This is a genomic window from Rhodococcus sp. MT28 (assembly GCF_058792695.1).
Window position 1 is genome coordinate 314,754 of sequence record NZ_JBXAFD010000001.1, and the last position, 17,860, is coordinate 332,613.

At 63.6% G+C, this 17,860-nt stretch carries 15 protein-coding genes; 8 read left to right on the forward strand and 7 right to left on the reverse strand.

The window, feature by feature from the left end:
- Positions 1-108: 108 nt before the first annotated feature.
- Both AC1Q6C_RS01430 and AC1Q6C_RS01435 read left to right on the forward strand, forming a co-directional pair.
- A complete protein-coding gene (locus tag AC1Q6C_RS01430) occupies positions 109-1,767 on the forward strand; it encodes an ABC transporter ATP-binding protein (protein ID WP_241199025.1) in 1,659 nt (552 codons plus the stop codon).
- Positions 1,764-3,521, forward strand: a complete 1,758-nt coding sequence (locus AC1Q6C_RS01435; RefSeq protein ID WP_492666342.1) for an ABC transporter ATP-binding protein — start codon at positions 1,764-1,766, stop codon at positions 3,519-3,521. The genes AC1Q6C_RS01430 and AC1Q6C_RS01435 overlap by 4 nt, the downstream gene beginning before the upstream one ends.
- A 43-nt stretch (positions 3,522-3,564) precedes the next feature.
- Here the strand turns inward: AC1Q6C_RS01435 and AC1Q6C_RS01440 are convergent, their stop codons facing one another.
- A complete protein-coding gene (locus AC1Q6C_RS01440; RefSeq protein ID WP_003946247.1) occupies positions 3,565-4,389 on the reverse strand; it encodes a helix-turn-helix domain-containing protein in 825 nt (274 codons plus the stop codon).
- A gap of 139 nt (positions 4,390-4,528) precedes the next feature.
- Between AC1Q6C_RS01440 and AC1Q6C_RS01445 the strand changes: the two genes are divergently transcribed.
- Positions 4,529-6,019, forward strand: a complete 1,491-nt coding sequence (locus AC1Q6C_RS01445; RefSeq protein WP_397524175.1) for an acetyl-CoA acetyltransferase — start codon at positions 4,529-4,531, stop codon at positions 6,017-6,019.
- An 80-nt stretch (positions 6,020-6,099) separates the two neighbouring features.
- Here the strand turns inward: AC1Q6C_RS01445 and AC1Q6C_RS01450 are convergent, their stop codons facing one another.
- Complete coding sequence (locus tag AC1Q6C_RS01450; RefSeq protein ID WP_492666343.1) at positions 6,100-7,338, reverse strand: HNH endonuclease signature motif containing protein; 1,239 nt, start codon at positions 7,336-7,338, stop codon at positions 6,100-6,102.
- A 287-nt stretch (positions 7,339-7,625) separates the two neighbouring features.
- Here AC1Q6C_RS01450 and AC1Q6C_RS01455 point away from each other — a divergent pair, with 287 nt between their 5' ends.
- The gene (locus AC1Q6C_RS01455; RefSeq protein WP_397524177.1) at positions 7,626-8,123 is read left to right on the forward strand and encodes a TetR/AcrR family transcriptional regulator; all 498 of its coding nucleotides are present in this window, start codon (positions 7,626-7,628) and stop codon (positions 8,121-8,123) included.
- On the opposite strand, the gene AC1Q6C_RS01460 is transcribed toward AC1Q6C_RS01455, so the two are convergent.
- From AC1Q6C_RS01460 to AC1Q6C_RS01475, 4 genes are all read right to left on the reverse strand, one after another.
- Complete coding sequence (locus tag AC1Q6C_RS01460) at positions 8,120-9,928, reverse strand: ABC-F family ATP-binding cassette domain-containing protein (protein ID WP_003946255.1); 1,809 nt, start codon at positions 9,926-9,928, stop codon at positions 8,120-8,122. The genes AC1Q6C_RS01455 and AC1Q6C_RS01460 overlap by 4 nt on opposite strands.
- A complete protein-coding gene (locus AC1Q6C_RS01465) occupies positions 9,928-10,863 on the reverse strand; it encodes a 4-(cytidine 5'-diphospho)-2-C-methyl-D-erythritol kinase (RefSeq protein ID WP_042921272.1) in 936 nt (311 codons plus the stop codon). Before AC1Q6C_RS01465 ends, AC1Q6C_RS01460 begins: the two co-directional genes overlap by 1 nt.
- 81 nt (positions 10,864-10,944) lie before the next feature.
- The gene (locus AC1Q6C_RS01470) at positions 10,945-11,721 is read right to left on the reverse strand and encodes an ABC transporter permease (RefSeq protein WP_042448972.1); all 777 of its coding nucleotides are present in this window, start codon (positions 11,719-11,721) and stop codon (positions 10,945-10,947) included.
- Between the two features lie 36 nt (positions 11,722-11,757).
- Positions 11,758-12,753: an ABC transporter ATP-binding protein gene (locus AC1Q6C_RS01475; RefSeq protein ID WP_082654798.1), complete on the reverse strand. Its 996-nt coding sequence runs from the start codon at positions 12,751-12,753 to the stop codon at positions 11,758-11,760.
- Between the two features lie 97 nt (positions 12,754-12,850).
- On the opposite strand from AC1Q6C_RS01475, the gene AC1Q6C_RS01480 reads away from it, so the two are divergent.
- Positions 12,851-13,819, forward strand: a complete 969-nt coding sequence (locus tag AC1Q6C_RS01480; protein WP_204855501.1) for a helix-turn-helix transcriptional regulator — start codon at positions 12,851-12,853, stop codon at positions 13,817-13,819.
- Between the two features lie 96 nt (positions 13,820-13,915).
- On the opposite strand, the gene AC1Q6C_RS01485 is transcribed toward AC1Q6C_RS01480, so the two are convergent.
- Entirely contained in the window at positions 13,916-14,119 is a 204-nt protein-coding gene (locus AC1Q6C_RS01485) for a cold-shock protein (RefSeq protein WP_003946232.1), read from the reverse strand.
- A gap of 314 nt (positions 14,120-14,433) precedes the next feature.
- On the opposite strand from AC1Q6C_RS01485, the gene AC1Q6C_RS01490 reads away from it, so the two are divergent.
- From AC1Q6C_RS01490 to AC1Q6C_RS01500, 3 genes are read left to right on the forward strand one after another with little or no spacing between them, the layout of a single operon-like run.
- The gene (locus tag AC1Q6C_RS01490) at positions 14,434-14,643 is read left to right on the forward strand and encodes a heavy-metal-associated domain-containing protein (protein ID WP_003946267.1); all 210 of its coding nucleotides are present in this window, start codon (positions 14,434-14,436) and stop codon (positions 14,641-14,643) included.
- Positions 14,644-14,650: 7 nt separating this feature from the next.
- Positions 14,651-15,565: a DUF8832 domain-containing protein gene (locus tag AC1Q6C_RS01495; protein ID WP_099697980.1), complete on the forward strand. Its 915-nt coding sequence runs from the start codon at positions 14,651-14,653 to the stop codon at positions 15,563-15,565.
- Entirely contained in the window at positions 15,565-17,826 is a 2,262-nt protein-coding gene (locus tag AC1Q6C_RS01500) for a heavy metal translocating P-type ATPase (protein WP_492666344.1), read from the forward strand. The genes AC1Q6C_RS01495 and AC1Q6C_RS01500 overlap by 1 nt, the downstream gene beginning before the upstream one ends.
- Positions 17,827-17,860: the final 34 nt, after the last annotated feature.

Here is a 17,860-nt window from a genome sequence, read left to right on the forward strand (position 1 = left end):
CCAACTACTATCGCAATTCGGCCAACGCAATACGTATGGCCTGTTCACGACAAGTATTGGCACCGGTGTGACTTCTGACTACCGCCCACGATCCCTAGCGTGGACCCAGTGCCTTCGACACCACTTCTTTCGGCCGAGACAAACGGTCCCCCAACCAGCCCGGCGATCACGCCGCGTCAAGTAATCACACGCGCGATCGCTTCCGAAGGTCGCGGAGCCAAGCTGGCGGCCGCGTCCGTCGGCTTCACCGGCCACCAGGTCGCGGAAGCGTTGGTGCCGGTGGTGATCGGTGCGGTCATCGACCGTGCTGTGGCGACCAACGATGCCGCCGCACTCGGAAAGTGGATCCTCGTTCTCGGAATTCTCTTCACCGGCTTGTTGCTCAGTTGGCGCTTCGCGGCGCGCATCTCCGATTCCGTCACCGAGCACGGAGCACATCGCTTGCGGATGGACATCGCGCGCCGAGGCCTCGATCCGCACGGCATGTCGCCGCGGCGTATGCCGGGCGAGGTCTACTCGATTGCAACATCCGACGCGGGTTCGGTGGCCGGATTCACGCACACGCTGAGCACCAAACTTGCGGCCGCCTGCGGAGTGCTGACCGCCGCGATTTCGCTACTGGTGATCTCGGTGCCACTCGGCCTGCTCGTCATCCTCGGCACTCCCCCGGTGCTGGCTCTCATGCAGGTGGTCAGTCGGCCGCTCGAACGCCGAGCCGAAACCGATCAGTGGCAGGGCGCCAAGGCCGGCGCGCTAGCCGCAGATCTACTCTCCGGACTCCGAATCCTCTCCGGAATCGGCGCCGGAGATGCTGCAGCGCAGCGGTATCGGGGAGCCAGCCGGACTTCGTTGGAAGCAACCCTTCGCGCACAGAGATACCAAGCGATGTACTCCGCCGCCAACGTTGCGATCGCCGGCGCTTTCCTCGCTGTCATCGCGTACGTGGGCGGACGGATGGCAGCGTCCGGGAGCATCTCGGTCGGTGAATTCGTTGCCGTGGTTGGTCTGGCACAGTTCCTTCGGGGTCCGTTGATCGACATCATCTACTTCGGCGCCGGTCTGGCACGGGCGCGTGCTTCCGCCAACCGCGTCGCAGCACTTCTCGGGACCACCGAGGCTGTGACTCCCGCGGGTGAACCTGTGTCCCTGAATCACTCCGAGTTCCTGACGCTGCGCGACGTCGTGTTGGCCGGAGCGTCACCAGTCGATCTCGACGTCAAACGCGGCGAGATCATCGGCATCGTCACCGAGAATGCCACATGGGCGGATGCGTTGGTCGACGCACTGGCGCGTCGAATCGAGCCTTCGAGCGGAACAATTCATCTCGGCGACAACGCCATTCACGAGCTGCACATCGACGAACTTCGCACTCACGTTCTGGCAGCACCGCACGACGCGGCACTGTTCATCGGCACAGTCGGCGACAACATCGACGCCCTCGCACCGATCGGCAGCCGCAACGACGAGGCCATCGCCGCTGCTGCGGCAGATCAAGTGATCTCGGCACTGCCGCTCGGCCTCGCAACCCGAGTCACCGAGCAAGGGAATTCTTTGTCCGGCGGTCAGCGTCAGCGCATCGCGTTGGCGAGGGCACTGGCGAGCGAAGCTCCCGTCCTGGTCCTGCACGATCCCACCACTGCCGTCGACTCCGTCACCGAAGCGCGCATTGCTCGCGGGATCGCCGAGGTACGCGGGGCGCACGCCACAATACTTCTGACCAGCAGCCCCGTGCTGCTCGATATCTGCGATCGGGTGATCGAGCTGTGAACGAACTACTCCCCACCGCAACACCGAAACAAGCGCGCCGCGCGGCACTTCGGTTGATGGGACCCCACCGGATTTCCGCGATCGCAGCAGTCGTCACCCTGACCGCCGCGACCGCGATCGGTCTGCTCACACCGCTGGTCCTCGGCGCCATGGTCGACGCCGTGACCGAGGCAGACGGCGACGCTGTCTCTCGCATCGGCACATTGACTCTCGCGTTGGTCGGCATCGCGGTTGCCTCATCCCTTCTCGTCGGAGTGAGCAACTACCTGCTCGCCGGCGTCGGCGAGCGCGTTGTCGCCGACCTTCGCGAAGAAGTCGTCGTCCGGGTTCTCGACCTTCCGCAGAGCGACGTCGAACGCGCCGGGCGCGGAGATCTCGTCTCCCGCATCACCGGCGACGTGCGGTTGGTGACCCGGGCTGTATCCGAAGCACTTCCGGTTTTTGCCACCGCGGCACTGACCATCGTGTTGACGCTGATTGGCTTGGGTAGCCTCGATTGGAGATTCGCCGTCGCCGCGGTGATCGCGGCACCCATCCAGATCCAGGCGCTGCGTTGGTACCTCTCGAGGTCGGCACCGGTCTACCGCGAGGAGCGGGAGGCAGAAGGTGCACGTGCGCAACAGCTCCTGGACTCGCTGAGCAACTCCGACACCGTCGGATCGCTTCGCCTGGCCCAGCCGCATCTCGAACAGATCGAATCTCGATCGATGGCCGCCGTCCGCCTGAGCTTGTTGACCACGCGTCTACGCACCAGGTTCTTCGGCCGGCTCAACATCGCGGAGTTCATCGGCCTCTCCGCCGTGCTGATCACAGGCTTCCGGCTGGTGAAGGACGGTCAGATCAGCATCGGCGCCGCCACCGCCGCAGCCCTGTTCTTCCACCGCCTCTTCGATCCGGTGGGCGCAGTTCTCAGCGTGTTCGACGAATTGCAGGAAGGCACAATAGCGTTGGCTCGGCTGGTCGGAGTCACCCTTGCGCCCGTGCCATCCGCACCGACCGATCCGCAGGAACCTGTCGACAGCTCAGCATCTTTGGAACGCGTCACGTTCTCGTACCGAAGCGGCGACGCTCCTGTTCTGCGAGACATCGACATCACCATTCCGGCAGGAAGCGTCACCGCACTGGTGGGCGCTACCGGAGCCGGAAAATCTACAGTCGCAAAGCTGATCGCGGGAACCTACGAACCGACCGAAGGCGTCGTGAAGATCGGGACGGTGCCCCGGAACGAACTGCCACCGTCGACATCTCGGAGCGCGGTGGCCCTCGTGACTCAGGAGGTCCACGTCTTCGCCGGCACGTTGGCCGAGGATCTGCGGCTGGCCGACCCGTCGGCAACCGACAACGACATCACCGCGGCGCTCGATACCGTCGGCGCGTCGGATTGGCTGCGGGCCCTCCCGGACGGACTCGAAACCGTGGTCGGAGACGGTGGACACCGGCTGACCGCAACACAGGCCCAACAACTTGCGTTGGCAAGAATCGAATTACTGGATCCGCCGCTGTTGATTCTCGACGAGGCGACCGCCGAAGCGGGCAGCGCCGGAGCCAGGGTCCTCGACGATGCCGCTCTCGCTCTGACCCGGGGTCGCACTGCTGTCACAGTGGCACACCGACTCTCACAGGCCGTCGACGCCGATCAGATCCTGGTGATGGACGACGGCCGCGTCGTCGAGCACGGCTCTCACGACGAGTTGGTCAACCTCGGGGGTCGGTACGCGGAGCTGTGGGAAGCGTGGTCCGCTCCGCGGAGTTGACCGCGACGGTTGCACCGAGCACTTCCGCCCGGTGCAACCCAACTCATGCGTGCAGAAGGTACGGCACCGATTCGGGCGCCACACTCCCCTTGTTCATCATGCTGCCGGGCGTACGGCCGGTGACCCGGCGGAACACTGCGACAAAAGCACTCGGAGTTTCGTATCCGACCCGCCTACTGACAACCGAAACCGGCACTCCAGCAGCCAGATACGTCAGTGCTGCGCGGACACGTACCTGTATTCGCCACTGCGCAAAAGTCATTCCAGTGCCCTGCGCGAACACACGCGTCAGCGTACGGACGCTACCGCCAGCCGTCAGCGCCCATTCGGACAGCGACCGCTGGTCTGCCGGATTGGCGACCAACGCTTCGGCGACGAACAACGCTCGCGGATCGGTCGGCATCGGAACCTCCACCGCAGCAACTTCGAGCGGCTGCAACATGTCGAAGGCCACCCGCTCGGCGCGACTGCGCGCCTCGTCGGGCATGTTCCTCCGATGCATGTGCAGGAGTACCTCACGCAGGAGAGCGCTGACACCGAACAAGCCCGGAACACCCGACGGCGCGGCGTGAGCCTCGGGCCGGAAGTAGGTGCAGAAGAACTCCGTACCCGGACCTGCCTTCACGGCATGCAACGCCCCGGCAGGCAGCCACAGTCCGGCCGAAGGCGGAACCTCCCAGGTGATGCCGTCAGCGACAACCGTGAGCATTCCGCCGGAGTTTCCCCAGATCAGCTCATGTTCAGGGTGACGGTGCGGTGCCCACTGCCGCTGGTGCGAGAGCTTCAGAGTCACCGTTGTCATCGAGTAGGGGTGATCGATGGAACGCGGCCCCACGGGCACCGAAATTCTCTCTGCCACAGCTGTCATGAAGACGAGTATAGGACTTTCGTTAGGCATACCTAAATAGGAACCCGAAAATCGTTGACTGTGACCCCAGAGTTACACATACCAGGGTCCCCGATATCGTGACTGCAACTCCCGGCTACGGGTCGGCAACGAGAGGTACATGATGGTTGACGCATCACGAATCCCGGTCATCGTCGGCGTCGGCGATCTGCGCTGGAATCCTGCCGACGGGCACCGCGAACCCCTCGATCTGATTCACGACGCCACCGTCGCCGCGTTGAACGACAGTGGACACGCTGAACTGGGAACACAGATCGATTCCGTGTTCGCGATCAAGACAGTCAGCTGGTCGTACGACGATCTCCCCGGGCTGCTTGCCTCACGATTAGGCGCGACCCCCACGGTCACCTCTACCTCGCCGATCGGTGGCCACTGGCCCGCGGCGCTCCTCGATCGGATCGGCGCGGCCATCGCTCGCGGTGAATCCTCGGCTGCTCTGCTCGTGGGCGGCGAATCGCACGCCAGCAGTACCGCCCTGCGAAAGTCCGGAGTCGCCCCCGACTCGATCGGGTGGACAGCCGCGCCGGGTGGGCCTCCCGGATTCGATCCGACCGACCTGGGAAGCGCCGAAATGCAGCGCGCCGGTTTCATCGTGCCGACTCGTGTCTACCCGCTCTTCGAGAACTGTTTCAGTGCTGCCGAGGGCCACGACGCCCGTGAATCGCTCGACTGGTCCGCGCGGATGTACGCCGCGTTCTCGGAACTGGCTTCGAAGAATCCCGCCTCCTGGACGTCGGAGATCCGATCGGCAGACGAGATCGGCACCGTCGGCCCCTGCAATCGGATGGTCTCCGAGCCGTACCCGCTGATGCTCAACGCCATGCCTTTCGTCAATCAGGCTGCGGCCGTTGTCGTCTGCTCGTTGTCGACGGCCCGCGAGTTCGGGATCGATGAAAGCAAACTGGTGTACCTCTGGGGCGGCGCAGGTGCGAGTGATCCGTTGGACATACTCAGCCGCAACAGCTTCGACAGCTCGGCCGCGATGCATGACGCCGTACATCGCACACTCGACGGTGCCGGAGTCGGCGCCGACGCACTCGACATCGTCGATGCCTACAGCTGCTTCCCGATCGTGCCCAAGCTGTTGATCCGCGAACTCGGACTTCCCGATACCGCGATCCCAAGCGTCACCGGAGGACACTCGTTCTTCGGCGGACCGCTCAACAGCTACACCCTGCATTCCGTCGCTGAAGTCACCAGGCGAATTCGCGACGGCGCGAACCTTGCCCTCGTCCACGGCAACGGTGGATTCCTCACCTACCAGCACTGCGTACTGCTGTCGTCCGCCGCTCATGCCGACGGGTACGTCGGTGATCCCGACGCACGCGCTTTGACCGCGGAGGCTCCGGAACTGATCACCGATTACCAGGGCACTGCAGAAATCGTCACTGCCTCTGTCGAATACGGTCGCACCGGGGAGCCTGAGATCGGGTTCGTGATCGCGGCAACGCCGGACGGCCGGCGCGTCGCCGGTCACACCGGTCCCGAGAATGCCTCCGAACTGACCCAGCTTCGCGGTGACAACCCTCCGTCGATCGGGCGAACTGTTCACATCAGCGACGAGAACGGGCGACTCACGCTCACGTTCTGACAGTAGCGTTCTGACAGTAGACAGCCGTCAGCACCGGGGCATGGTTGTGCCCCGGTGCTCACGTCTTCAGTTGTCGCGATTCACGCCGCGGTGGGTGGGCTGTTCCCGCCGATCGGCTGCTGATACGGATCGATCGACATCGGTGGATAGAACACCGTCTTTCGATCCGGTCCGATCTCCACCCGCCATTCCGTGTGGTGCAGTGTCCGGTGGTGATGACCGCACAACAAGATCAGGTTGTCGAGATCCGTTGGGCCACCATCGTTCCAGTGAACAATATGATGGGCATCGCACCACCCCGACGGAGTCCCGCACCCCGGAAACGCACACCCACCATCACGAACCGCCAACGCCCGCCGCTGCGGCACCGTCGCTGTTCTCGCTTCCTTACCGCAGTCGAGCGGAACACCACTCTCATCCAGGAGGATCCGGGTGACTGTGCAGTCGCACGCCAACATCCGGGCGGTGTCGATGCTGATCGGGCCCACCCAATCCGTCCACGCAAATCCCAGCTCCTCGGTGGACGGCAACAGGTCTTTCAGAACTTTAAGGTCGGTCATGTCTTTCGCGGACGCGGTAACGGTGATGTGCGGTTTCACCCCGCCCTCGATCGGACCCAACCCCGCCCGCTCGTACCGGCGCAACAACTCGCAGAACCCGTCCGCACGTCGTAATGCCGGAGTGCGGGTGTCTTTGGCGCCGTCCTTCTCCGGCGTCGGAGCCGACAGACTCGACAACAATGTGATCAGACGCGCCCCGTTCACAGCATCTAGGTCTCCCTTCACCGACACGCGCCCGTACAAACCTTTCGACGCGTAGAACTCGTTACGCTCCGAATCTTCCCCCACCGGAACGCCGTCCTCACGGTTTCCGTACTGCTTGTCGATCCGCCGGATCGCCGCCCGCACCGCATCACAATCCGCAATATTCTGCGACGCCAGGCCAAGCAGGATCCCGCGAGCCTTGTCCACATCCGCCAGGGTCATGTTCTTCGGCGGATGCTGACAAAACGACGCCACCTGCCGCGCCTTCAACGCATCAACGTCACCGCGATGAAACGCATCCGCGACAACAGGTTCGAGCATCAACAACCGCGCCAACCCGACCAGCAGACTGCACTCACCGATCTCCAGATTCGTCGACCCGTACAACCACTGCGCGATCGCCCGAAAACCCTTCCCGCCGAGAACCTCACGGGAAAACATCTCCACGATCAGCAACACCATCCGCGACTGCAACTCGTGCCGGGCGCGCACCAGATCGAGAACCTCACTCTTGAGGCCCTCGCCATCCAGCTGCCACGCTTCCCGACTGTCCATGCTCAAAGTTTAATCGAACATACTTTCGATAACCAGAGACAAACCGGACAACTTCGGGAACATGAAGACTTGAGACCTGTTGAAGTACATCACCATTCAGCTAGCCGTCAAAGACGACGCGATAGAGGACGTATCCCGCGAAACACACAATCGCAACAACGCACAGCACAAGCAGGATGTCGAAAAAGATGACCACGCTTCACCCCAATCAGTTCGACCCACCGGCCACTTCTCCGTGCGGAGAAATTCTCCAAGCGGAGAAGAGGATATCACGGTATCTTCTCTGCGTGGAGAAATCGACTCGAGAAGCACTTCTGGACGCCGGGCTCGACCTGCTGGGCCGGGTTGGGTTTCGAGCCTGGTCGATGAGAGGCGTCGAAGACGAGGCGGGCGTGCCACACGGCAGCGCACGGCACTACTTCGCAAACCAGCGTGGACTGATAGTCGAGGTGGTGCGACACCTTCTGGACGGTGATCTTCCTCGCCCGGGCGAGACGCCGAAGCAACAGGTGGCCCGGTGGCTGGGGCCTGAATCCGGCCGCACTCGGGCGCGTTACGAACTGATCATCGCGTCATTCCACGATCCCGACCTCGCAGTGGAACTGGTGCGTGGTCGGGATCGGTTTGTCGACATCTTGATCGAACGCGGCATGACCTCGTCCGATGCAACGGAGTTGGTCGCAGCACTGGACGGGCTCGTTCTGGACGCACTGCTGCGCAGGCATGCTCCGGAAACCCTGGATCCCGAGCGAATCTTCAAGAGGTTCGCAGCGAAGTTCCCCTAGCCGTCCAACTCGGCGAAGAGCTCCATCCACTGCTCTTCGGCGGCTTCCTTGTCGGCGATGACCTGCTTGAGTTCTGCGCCGAGTTTCTGCAGCTTGTCCGGGTCGGTGGCCGCGTCGGCGAGGGAAGCGTGCAGCTTCTTCTCTCGGTCGTCGAACTTCGCAATGGACCGCTCGAGCTTCGAAAGTTCCTTGCGTGCAGCGCGATCCGCGGCGCCGTCACGGACCTGCTTGCTCTTCGACGCACCACTCGCCGTCGAGGCCACCGACGGGTTGTCGCCATCCCCCATTGCTGCGCGCCGACGCAGGTAGTCCTCGATACCACCGGGCAGGTTGGTGAGCTTGCGGTCACCGAAGAGCGCCCAAGTGGTGTCACAGATGCGCTCGATCAGGTACCGGTCGTGCGAGATGACCACCATGGTGCCCGCCCAGCCGTCGAGCAGATCTTCGAGTTGCTGAAGCGTGTCGATGTCGAGATCGTTGGTCGGCTCGTCGAGAAGCAGGACGTTGGGCTCGGCCATGAGGACACGCGTCAACTGCAGACGGCGGCGCTCACCACCGGACAGATCGCCGACGGGGGTGCGCTGACGCGCCGGTGTGAAGCCCAGCCGCTCAGCCAGCTGACCGGCTGATACTTCCTTGTCTCCCAGCGTGATTCGCTCGGCTACGTCCTTGACCGCGTCGAGTACACGCATGTCGGTCGGCAGATCGTCGAGTTCCTGCTTGAGCCAACCGATGTGGACGGTCTGCCCCTGAATTCGCTTGCCTGCTGCCGGCTCGAGTTCACCGGCCAGCGTCCGCAGCAGAGTCGTCTTGCCCGAGCCGTTGACACCGACCAGGCCTACACGCTCACCTGGAGCGAGACGCCAGGTCAGATCCTCGACGAGTACACGGCCGTCCGGAGTCTCCAGACGCGCGTCTTCGAGTTCGATGACAACCTTGCCGAGCCGTCGCTGCGCGAACGACGCAAGAGCGACCGCGTCACGAGGTGCCGGAACGTCGGCGATCAGAGCCTCTGCGGCTTCGATGCGGTACTTCGGCTTGGACGTACGGGCCGGCGCACCGCGGCGCAGCCATGCGAGTTCCTTGCGCGCAAGGTTGCGTCGACGCTCTTCGGAAGCGTCAGCCTGACGCGAACGCTCGGCGCGAGCGAACACCCAGTCGTTGTAGCCACCCTCGTAGCTTTCGACGCCGCCGCCGACAACCTCCCAGGTGCGGGTGGCGACGGTGTCGAGGAACCAGCGATCGTGGGTCACGACGACAAGCGCGCTGCGACGCGAGACGAGGTGCTCGGCCAACCACTGAACACCTTCGACGTCGAGGTGGTTGGTGGGCTCGTCGAGCACCAGCAGGTCGAGGTCCTGAACCAGGGCCGCAGCGAGAGCCACGCGGCGACGCTCACCGCCGGACAGGCCGTCGACCTTGGCATCCAATGCGGACCGCTCGCCGCCGGCGCCCAGGTTGTCGATGCCGATACCCGAGAGCACCGAACGGATGCGCGCGTCGCCGGCCCATTCGTGTTGCGCCACTCCGAGCGGCCCCAGGACTACTTCACCGACAGTGGAGCCGGGAGGCAGTACACCGCGCTGCGTCACGACGGCCATACGCAATCCGCCGACGCGGCTGACGCGTCCCGAATCCGGCTGCTCCACACCCGCGAGGACTTCGAGCATGGTCGTCTTACCGCCACCGTTGAGGCCGACGACGCCGATGCGCTCGCCCTCCTCGACGCCCAGGGAGACCCCGTCGAGCAACGGCTTGACGCCGAAAGACTTCGACACGTTTTCCAGATTGATCAGATTCGCCATCAGTGCTGTCCCTTTGCCGCATTGTCGAGTATTCGTGCTCCGGGAACGGGTCCGCTCGCCACGCGAACGGTGCGGCACACCCCCGCTCCCGCAAGTTCTGCGCTCACTTCCACCGCGGACTGTGCGTCGGCGCAGAGAAAGGCGCATGTCGGTCCGGAGCCGGAGACGATGCCGGCCAAAGCTCCGGCTTCGACGCCCGCTCGAAGCGTCCGTCGTAGATCCGGGTTGAGTGAGAGTGCCGCAGCCTGCAGATCGTTGCCGAGCAGCGACGCAAGCAGATGAGCGTCACCCGTGGTCAGTGCCTGGATCAACGCATCGGCGCTCCCCACCCGTTTCGGGGAGCCTTCTGCCCGCAGCTTGTCCAGCTCGCGGAACACGACCGGTGTGCTCAAGCCACCCTTCGCCAGCGCCAACACCCAGTGAAAAGTGTGGCGGGTCAACACGGGGACAAGTTGTTCGCCGCGGCCGGTTCCGAGGGCAGTGCCACCGTGCAGCGAGAACGGAACGTCACTCCCGAGGCGTGCCGCAAAAGCGTCGAGATCAGGCCGCGAGAAGTCGAGCTTCCACAAAGCGTTGAGCGCAACCAAAGCGGCGGCTGCGTCGGCACTCCCGCCGGCCATTCCGCCTGCGACGGGGATGCCTTTCTCGATGACTATCTCGACGTTCGGGGCCACGCCACCCTCGACGGCGAGCATCTCGGCGGCACGCCACACGAGGTTGGTGCGATCGGTCGGCACGGCCGCGGCGTCGTCGCCGATCACCCGCACGGTCAAGGTGTCCGCAGGCGCCACCGTGAGGGTGTCTGCCAGCGACAATGCCTGAAAAACCGTCGTCAGCTCGTGATAGCCGTCGTCTCGCAGGTCCCCGACGGCAAGGTGGAGATTCACCTTGGACGGGGCCCGGACGACTACGGGGCGTGGAACGACGGAGAGCACAAGGAACAACAATAGGCGCTGCGAACACCTGGGCGAAAACCTGCGACCGCAGCAGCCCGTCCGACAGCCAGCACACCCACGCTATTTCACCGCGCGCACACCTACGCCCAGACCGACCACCGCCACGCCCAAGGCGGCGACGATTCCTGCCAGAACGCTGCTCGACGCGAAGTCTCCGGCAAAGAGTGCCCGCTCGGCGTCTACGACGTAGCCGAGCGGATTGATGTTCACGAGGACCTTCATCCAACCTGGTGCGTCCTCGAGTGGAAGCATGGTTCCCGACAGGATCAGGAGCGGGAACATCAGCGTCTGCTGAACGACCCAGAACATCCAATCCTGCTCCCGCACAGCCAGAGCGAGAGCGTACGAGAGCGCACCGAGTCCGACGCCGAACACTCCCAGCAGGACTATCCCGAGCGCGGCTCCCGCTGCATTGACGTCCAATCCGAGCGGAAGTGCGACCAGAATGATCAGAATCGCCTGCGCGGCAAGCGGAACCATCTCCTTGCACGCTCGCCCGATCAACAAGGACGAGCGTCGGAGCGGAGTCACCAACATTCGCTCGTGCGATCCCTGCTGCATCTCCATCAGGAGGTTGGACCCGGTCATCGTCGTTCCGAAGATCGCGATCATCACCAACACACCGGGAATGAACCAATTCCATACGCCGTCACCGGTACCCGGAACCCCTTTGAGCAGAGGCCCGAACAACGCCAACAGGATCAGCGGCTGGATGAGGCTGAAGATGACGCTGACCGGGTCGCGCAACATCGGTCGCAGCTCACGGCCCATCACGATTGCGCTGTCTCGAACGATGTTGCCGTGCACGGTACGTGGGGTATCGAGTGTGATTGTCATGGCGGATTCCTGTTCGTCGAAGTTCTTTGTCGTGTTTCAGGAAGCGACCGCGGCGGCGCTCTCGCGCAGGCTGCGGCCGGTGAGAGTGAGGAAGACGTCGTCGAGAGTCGGCCTGGTGATGTCGGCAGTGAGTGCGCGGGCACCACGGGCATCGGCTTCACGCAGCAACACCGGTAGCGTCGAATCACCCTCGCCGGCACGGATACTCACCGAACTCGCCTGGACGGTGACGTCACGCACAGTGACAAGTCGCTCGGCCACCGACGCTGCGACGGCGGCCGCCTCGACGCTGTCGAAGGTGAGCAGAAGATGATCCCCCGCAAGATCCGCTTTGAGTGCAGCGGCGGTGTTGTCCGCGATGACAGTGCCCTCGTCGATGACGATGACCCGCTCCGCCATCGAATCCGCTTCTTCCAGGTAGTGCGTGGTCAGCACGATCGTGGTGCCCATCTCGCGCCGCAACCGCAGGATGTGGTCCCAGAGGTTGGCCCGACTTTGCGGGTCCATGCCCGTGGTCGGCTCGTCGAGGAACAGGAGCGGTGGGCGATGCACCAGGCCGAGGGCGATATCGAGCCGCCGGCGCTGCCCGCCGGACAGCGTACTGACCTTTCGAGTACCCAACTCGGTGAGTTCGAGATCACGCAGCAATTCGTCGGCCCGGACCTGCGAGTCGCCCTTGGGCATTCCGTAGCACAACCCCTGCGTCACCAACTCGTCGCGAACCCGCTGGTTGTGGCCGGCTCCGTTCCCCTGCCCGACGTACCCGAGGCTCGATCGCACCTCGTTTCGTGCCGCAGCGATGTCGAATCCTGCGATTCGCGCGCTGCCGGACGTGGGCTCGAGCAAGGTGGTCAGCATGCGCAACGTCGTCGATTTCCCGGCGCCGTTCGGCCCCAGCAAGGCAACCAACTCACCCTCCGCTACGTCGAGCGTGACTCCCTTGACTGCTTCCACGAGTTTCTTGCCCTGAGCGAAGTGCTTGGTGAGCGCCTTCGTCTCGATCATCGGTCCGCCGTCGTTGATGCGACTCATGATGTGGCCCCAATTTCTTCTCGATTGGTCGGATGCGGACCAACCTAAATTCAATTGAGGACGCATTGGGTCCTAAATGTTTGGCAGACTTCTGGCCATGAAGGAGACATCGGCTCGCCTACTGCGGTTGCTGTCACTGCTCCAGACGCGTCGAGACTGGTCCGGTGCCGAACTCGCGGACAAACTCGCGATCACCCCGCGCACAGTCAGACGTGACGTGGACCGCCTCCGCGATCTCGGCTATCCGGTCGACGCGACAGTCGGAGTCGGTGGCGGATATCGCCTGGGTGCCGGCGCGGAGATGCCCCCGCTACAGCTCGATGACGAAGAAGTGCTCGCGGTGGCACTTTCTCTGCAATCCGGAGCGACCGGCTCTGTGGTCGGCATCGGCGAGGCTTCGATGCGCGCGCTGGCGAAGCTGCGGCAGATCATGCCGTCGAGGCTGCGACACCGTCTGGAGTCGCTGTCGATCGATGTCGTGCCACGCGAGCCCGCCGCGAGCGCAGTCGATGCGTCGGTCTTGTCCGCCATCGCGTCGGTGTGCCACAACCACGAACGCCTGCGATTCGACTACTGCACTCACGACGGCACCCAGAGCCGGCGCGAGGTGGAACCGTACCGGCTCGTACGGTCGGGCGTCCGGTGGTATCTGGTGGCCTGGGATCTCGCTCGCGAAGACTGGCGATCATTTCGCGTAGACAGAATGGAACCCAAGATCCCCACCGGCCCACGATTCGTGCCGCGGGAACTACCCGCCGGTGGTGCAGCAGACTTCGTTTCCCGCGGTGTCGCTCGGGCCTATTCCTCCACGCGCGCAACAGTTCTACTGCATGCACCCATCGAGCAGATAGCACCCATGGTCAACGAACAGTGGGGATCGGTGGAGTCCACCGACGAAGGGCGTTGCGTCATAGTGCTTTCGGGCACTTCTCTGCGATCGATCGCACACTGGCTCAGAGCTTTCGACGTCGATTTCACCGTTGTGAATCCACCTGAACTCCGCGAAGAATGCCGCACGATCGCGGCGGAAACGGCAGTCGCCACTCAGCGGTATCTGGATGCATGACAGCGTTTTTCACCCAAATACAACAAGACCCCAACTCCGAAGAGTTGGGGTCTTGTCAGTACGTCGTGCGTCGGTTGCCCGACTCACATGGACGTCTTAGACGATGGTAACGCCGGTGGCCTGCGGGCCCTTGTTGCCCTGACCAATCTCGAACGCCACGCGCTGGTTCTCCTCGAGAGTGCGGAAGCCGCCACTCTGGATCTCGGAGTAGTGAACGAAGACGTCAGCACTGCCGTCTTCGGGAGCGATGAAGCCGAACCCCTTCTCGGAGTTGAACCACTTCACGATGCCCTCTGCCATGTAAATCTCCTCTAACACAGTGTCAACAGGCAGTCGCTTCGACCGCCCGGGTCACTTACTACGACCGTTCTGAGACAAATCCGTGGAGGATGTCCAAACGCTCGCAACCTAACCATTTGCGAGCGTGGAAACACAAACACAAACACTTACGACCACCACAAGTAGACCACACATCCGCCGTGTTGTCTTCCCTGAGGCCTTCATCACTGCCCAGCCCGTTGACAGGCATACCCCCTGGGGGTACCTTCGATTGCAGAGCGATACCTACACCGGGTATCCGTAAAATAAGCTTTCCACAACCGAAGGGATCTGCGATGACCACCGCCGAATACACCGTTTCCGGAATGACCTGCGGACACTGCGTCGGATCCGTCAAGGAAGAGATCGGCAACATCGCGGGAGTAACCGCGGTGGATGTCGAACTGGCGAGCGGACGCGTCGTCGTCACCAGCGATGCTCCCGTCTCCGCAGCCGACGTCGTCGCAGCAGTCGACGAAGCCGGCTACGCAGTCGTACCAAGCTGAGTCAGCCGTGCGCACCTCGACAACACTTGCCGCCTACGCCGTAGGGCTGGTCGCCGTCTTCGGCGCCGCCCTCGGCGTGGGGGCCGCAATCGGAAGCCCGATAGACATGTCCACCACCCAGCACAGCACCCACGAATCAACCACAGAATCGATGCCAGGCATGGATTCGGCAACACCTGCAGGACTCGAAGTCTCTTCCGGCGGATACACACTCACCGATGTGACCGCACCCGGTCGAGCTGGGGAGCCGGGAACCTTGACCTTCCGGATTCTCGACGACACCAACACGCCCGTCGTCGATTTCGACCTCCTGCACGAGAAGAAACTCCACCTCATTGTCGTCCGAAACGACACCAGCGAATTCCGCCACGTACATCCGTCCCTCGCTGCAGACGGCACCTGGTCGATCGACTGGGCCTGGCCCGCCGCCGGCACCTACCGAGTCTTCGCGGACTTCGATCCCACCGACGGCACCCAACTGACACTCGGCCGAAACTTCGACGTGGCAGGCGAATTCACTCCTGCGCCGCTACCTGCGAAGAGCGCGACCGCAACCGTCGACGGATACACCGTGACTCTCGACGGTGATCTGACCACTGCCGGCGGCCCGATCACGCTGAGCGTTGCTCGCGACGGAGCCCCGGTCACCGATCTCGATCCGTACGTCGGTGCCTTCGGTCACCTCGTTGCCCTGCGCACCGGCGACCTCGCCTACCTGCACGTGCACCCCGAAGGCGAGCCAGGCGACGGCGTCACAGCTCCTGGTCCGGACATTTCCTTCCACGCACAGGCACCGAGCGAAGGCACATACCGACTGTTCCTCGACTTCCAGCACGAGGGCGTGGTTCGGACCGCCGAATTCACTGTTGATGCAGGCACTTCCACAGCTTCAGTTCCAGACAATCACGAGGGAGGGCACTGATGACGTCACCGACTGCGGTCGACAGTGCTGCCAACTCGAGCAGCGTCGAACTCGCGATCACCGGGATGACCTGCGCCTCCTGCGCGTCACGAATCGAGAAGAAGCTCAACAAGATCGACGGCGTCACAGCCACTGTCAACTACGCGACTGAGAAGGCCAAGGTCACCTTCCCGGACGGGGTACCCGTCGAAGATCTGGTCACTGCCGTCGAGAACGCCGGTTATTCCGCCGCGCTCCCCAAGCCGCCCAGCGCGCCGGACACCGTCGACCCGGATGCGGAAACCCCGCAGGATCGTGATCTGCGCGAGCTTCGTACCCGCCTGATCATCTCGACTCTTCTCTCCGTGCCGGTCATCGCTATGGCAATGATTCCTGCGCTGCAATTCGACAACTGGCAGTGGCTCTCCCTCACGCTGGCCGCACCGGTCATCGTGTGGGCGGCCCTCCCCTTCCACCGGGCTGCCTGGGTGAACCTGCGTCACGGCGCGGCCACGATGGACACGCTCATCTCGCTGGGCACCATCTCGGCCTTCGTCTGGTCGCTCTACGCACTGTTCTTCGGCACTGCGGGCGAAGCCGGTATGAAGCACGCCTTCCGGTTGACGGTCGACCGGATGGACGGCAGCGCCAACATCTACCTCGAAGTTGCCGCGGGCGTCATCACGTTCGTGCTGGCCGGACGCTACTTCGAGCACAAGTCCAAGCGCACGTCCGGCGCCGCACTACGCGCACTCATGGAACTCGGTGCGAAAGACGTCGCGGTATTGCGCAACGGCGTCGAAGTACGAATCCCCGCCGAAGAACTGGCAGCGGGCGACTCCTTCATCGTCCGGCCCGGCGAGAAGATCGCCACCGACGGCATCATCACCGAGGGCCGCTCAGCCGTCGACATGAGCATGTTGACGGGTGAATCCGTGCCTGAGGAAGTCGGTGTCGGGGACACTGTCGTCGGCGCCACCGTCAACGTCGGTGGAACCTTGACCGTCGAGGCAACCCGGGTCGGGAGCGACACCCAACTCGCCCAGATGGCGGCACTGGTCGAAGACGCCCAGAACGGCAAGGCCGAAGTTCAGCGCCTCGCCGATCGGATCGCCGGTATCTTCGTACCGGTCGTCATCGCGATTGCCGTTGCGACACTGGGCTACTGGCTCGGTACCGGTAACCCCATCGAGATGGCCTTCACCGCTGCGGTCGCCGTGCTGATCATCGCGTGCCCCTGTGCCCTCGGATTGGCAACGCCCACAGCCCTGTTGGTGGGCACGGGTCGCGGAGCTCAGATGGGAATCCTCATCAAGGGACCCGAGGTGCTCGAATCGACGCGCGCAGTCGACACCGTCGTGCTCGACAAGACGGGAACCGTCACCACCGGTCAGATGACATTGCTGGACACCGTGGTGGGCGAAGGAACAACCGTCGACGAGGTCCTTCGGCTGGCCGGCGCACTCGAACATCGCTCCGAGCACCCCATCGCCGCAGCGATCGCGAAGGGTGCGACCGAAGCTGTGGGCGAATTGCCTACGGTCGAGGATTTCGTGAACGTCGCCGGGCGCGGCGTACAGGGAATGGTCGACGGTCACGCCGTCGTCGCGGGCCGAGACGCGCTGCTCGCCGACTGGTCGATGCCGTTGCCGGAAAATCTCCGCGAGGCGAAGGCTGCAGCAGAGAAGGCCGGGCGCACCGCAATCGCGGTGGGCTGGGACGGCAAGGCGCACGGCATCCTCGTGATCGCCGACGCGGTCAAGGACACGAGCGCCGAAGCAATCGCGCAGTTGAAAGCACTCGGCCTCGAACCGGTTCTGCTGACCGGTGACAACGCCACCGTTGCTCGCACTGTCGCGGATCAGGTCGGGATCAGCACCGTCTTCGCCGAGGTCATGCCTGCGGACAAGGTCGACGCCGTCAAGAAACTGCAAGCGGAAGGACGCGTCGTGGCCATGGTCGGCGACGGCGTGAACGACGCGGCAGCCCTGGCTCAGGCCGATCTCGGCCTGGCGATGGGCACGGGTACCGACGTTGCGATCGAGGCCAGCGACATCACTCTGGTGCGAGGTGACCTGCGGTCGGCAGCCGATGCAATTCGACTGTCCCGCAAGACGCTCAAGACCATCAAGGGCAACCTGTTCTGGGCATTCGCCTACAACACGGCTGCGATCCCGCTGGCTGCGGCCGGCCTGCTCAACCCGATGCTCGCCGGTGCCGCAATGGCATTCAGCAGTGTGTTCGTGGTGAGCAACAGCCTGAGGTTGCGGCGGTTCAAATAAGGGGCAAGCCCCCTGTGCGCGGTTAGGGAGTCCC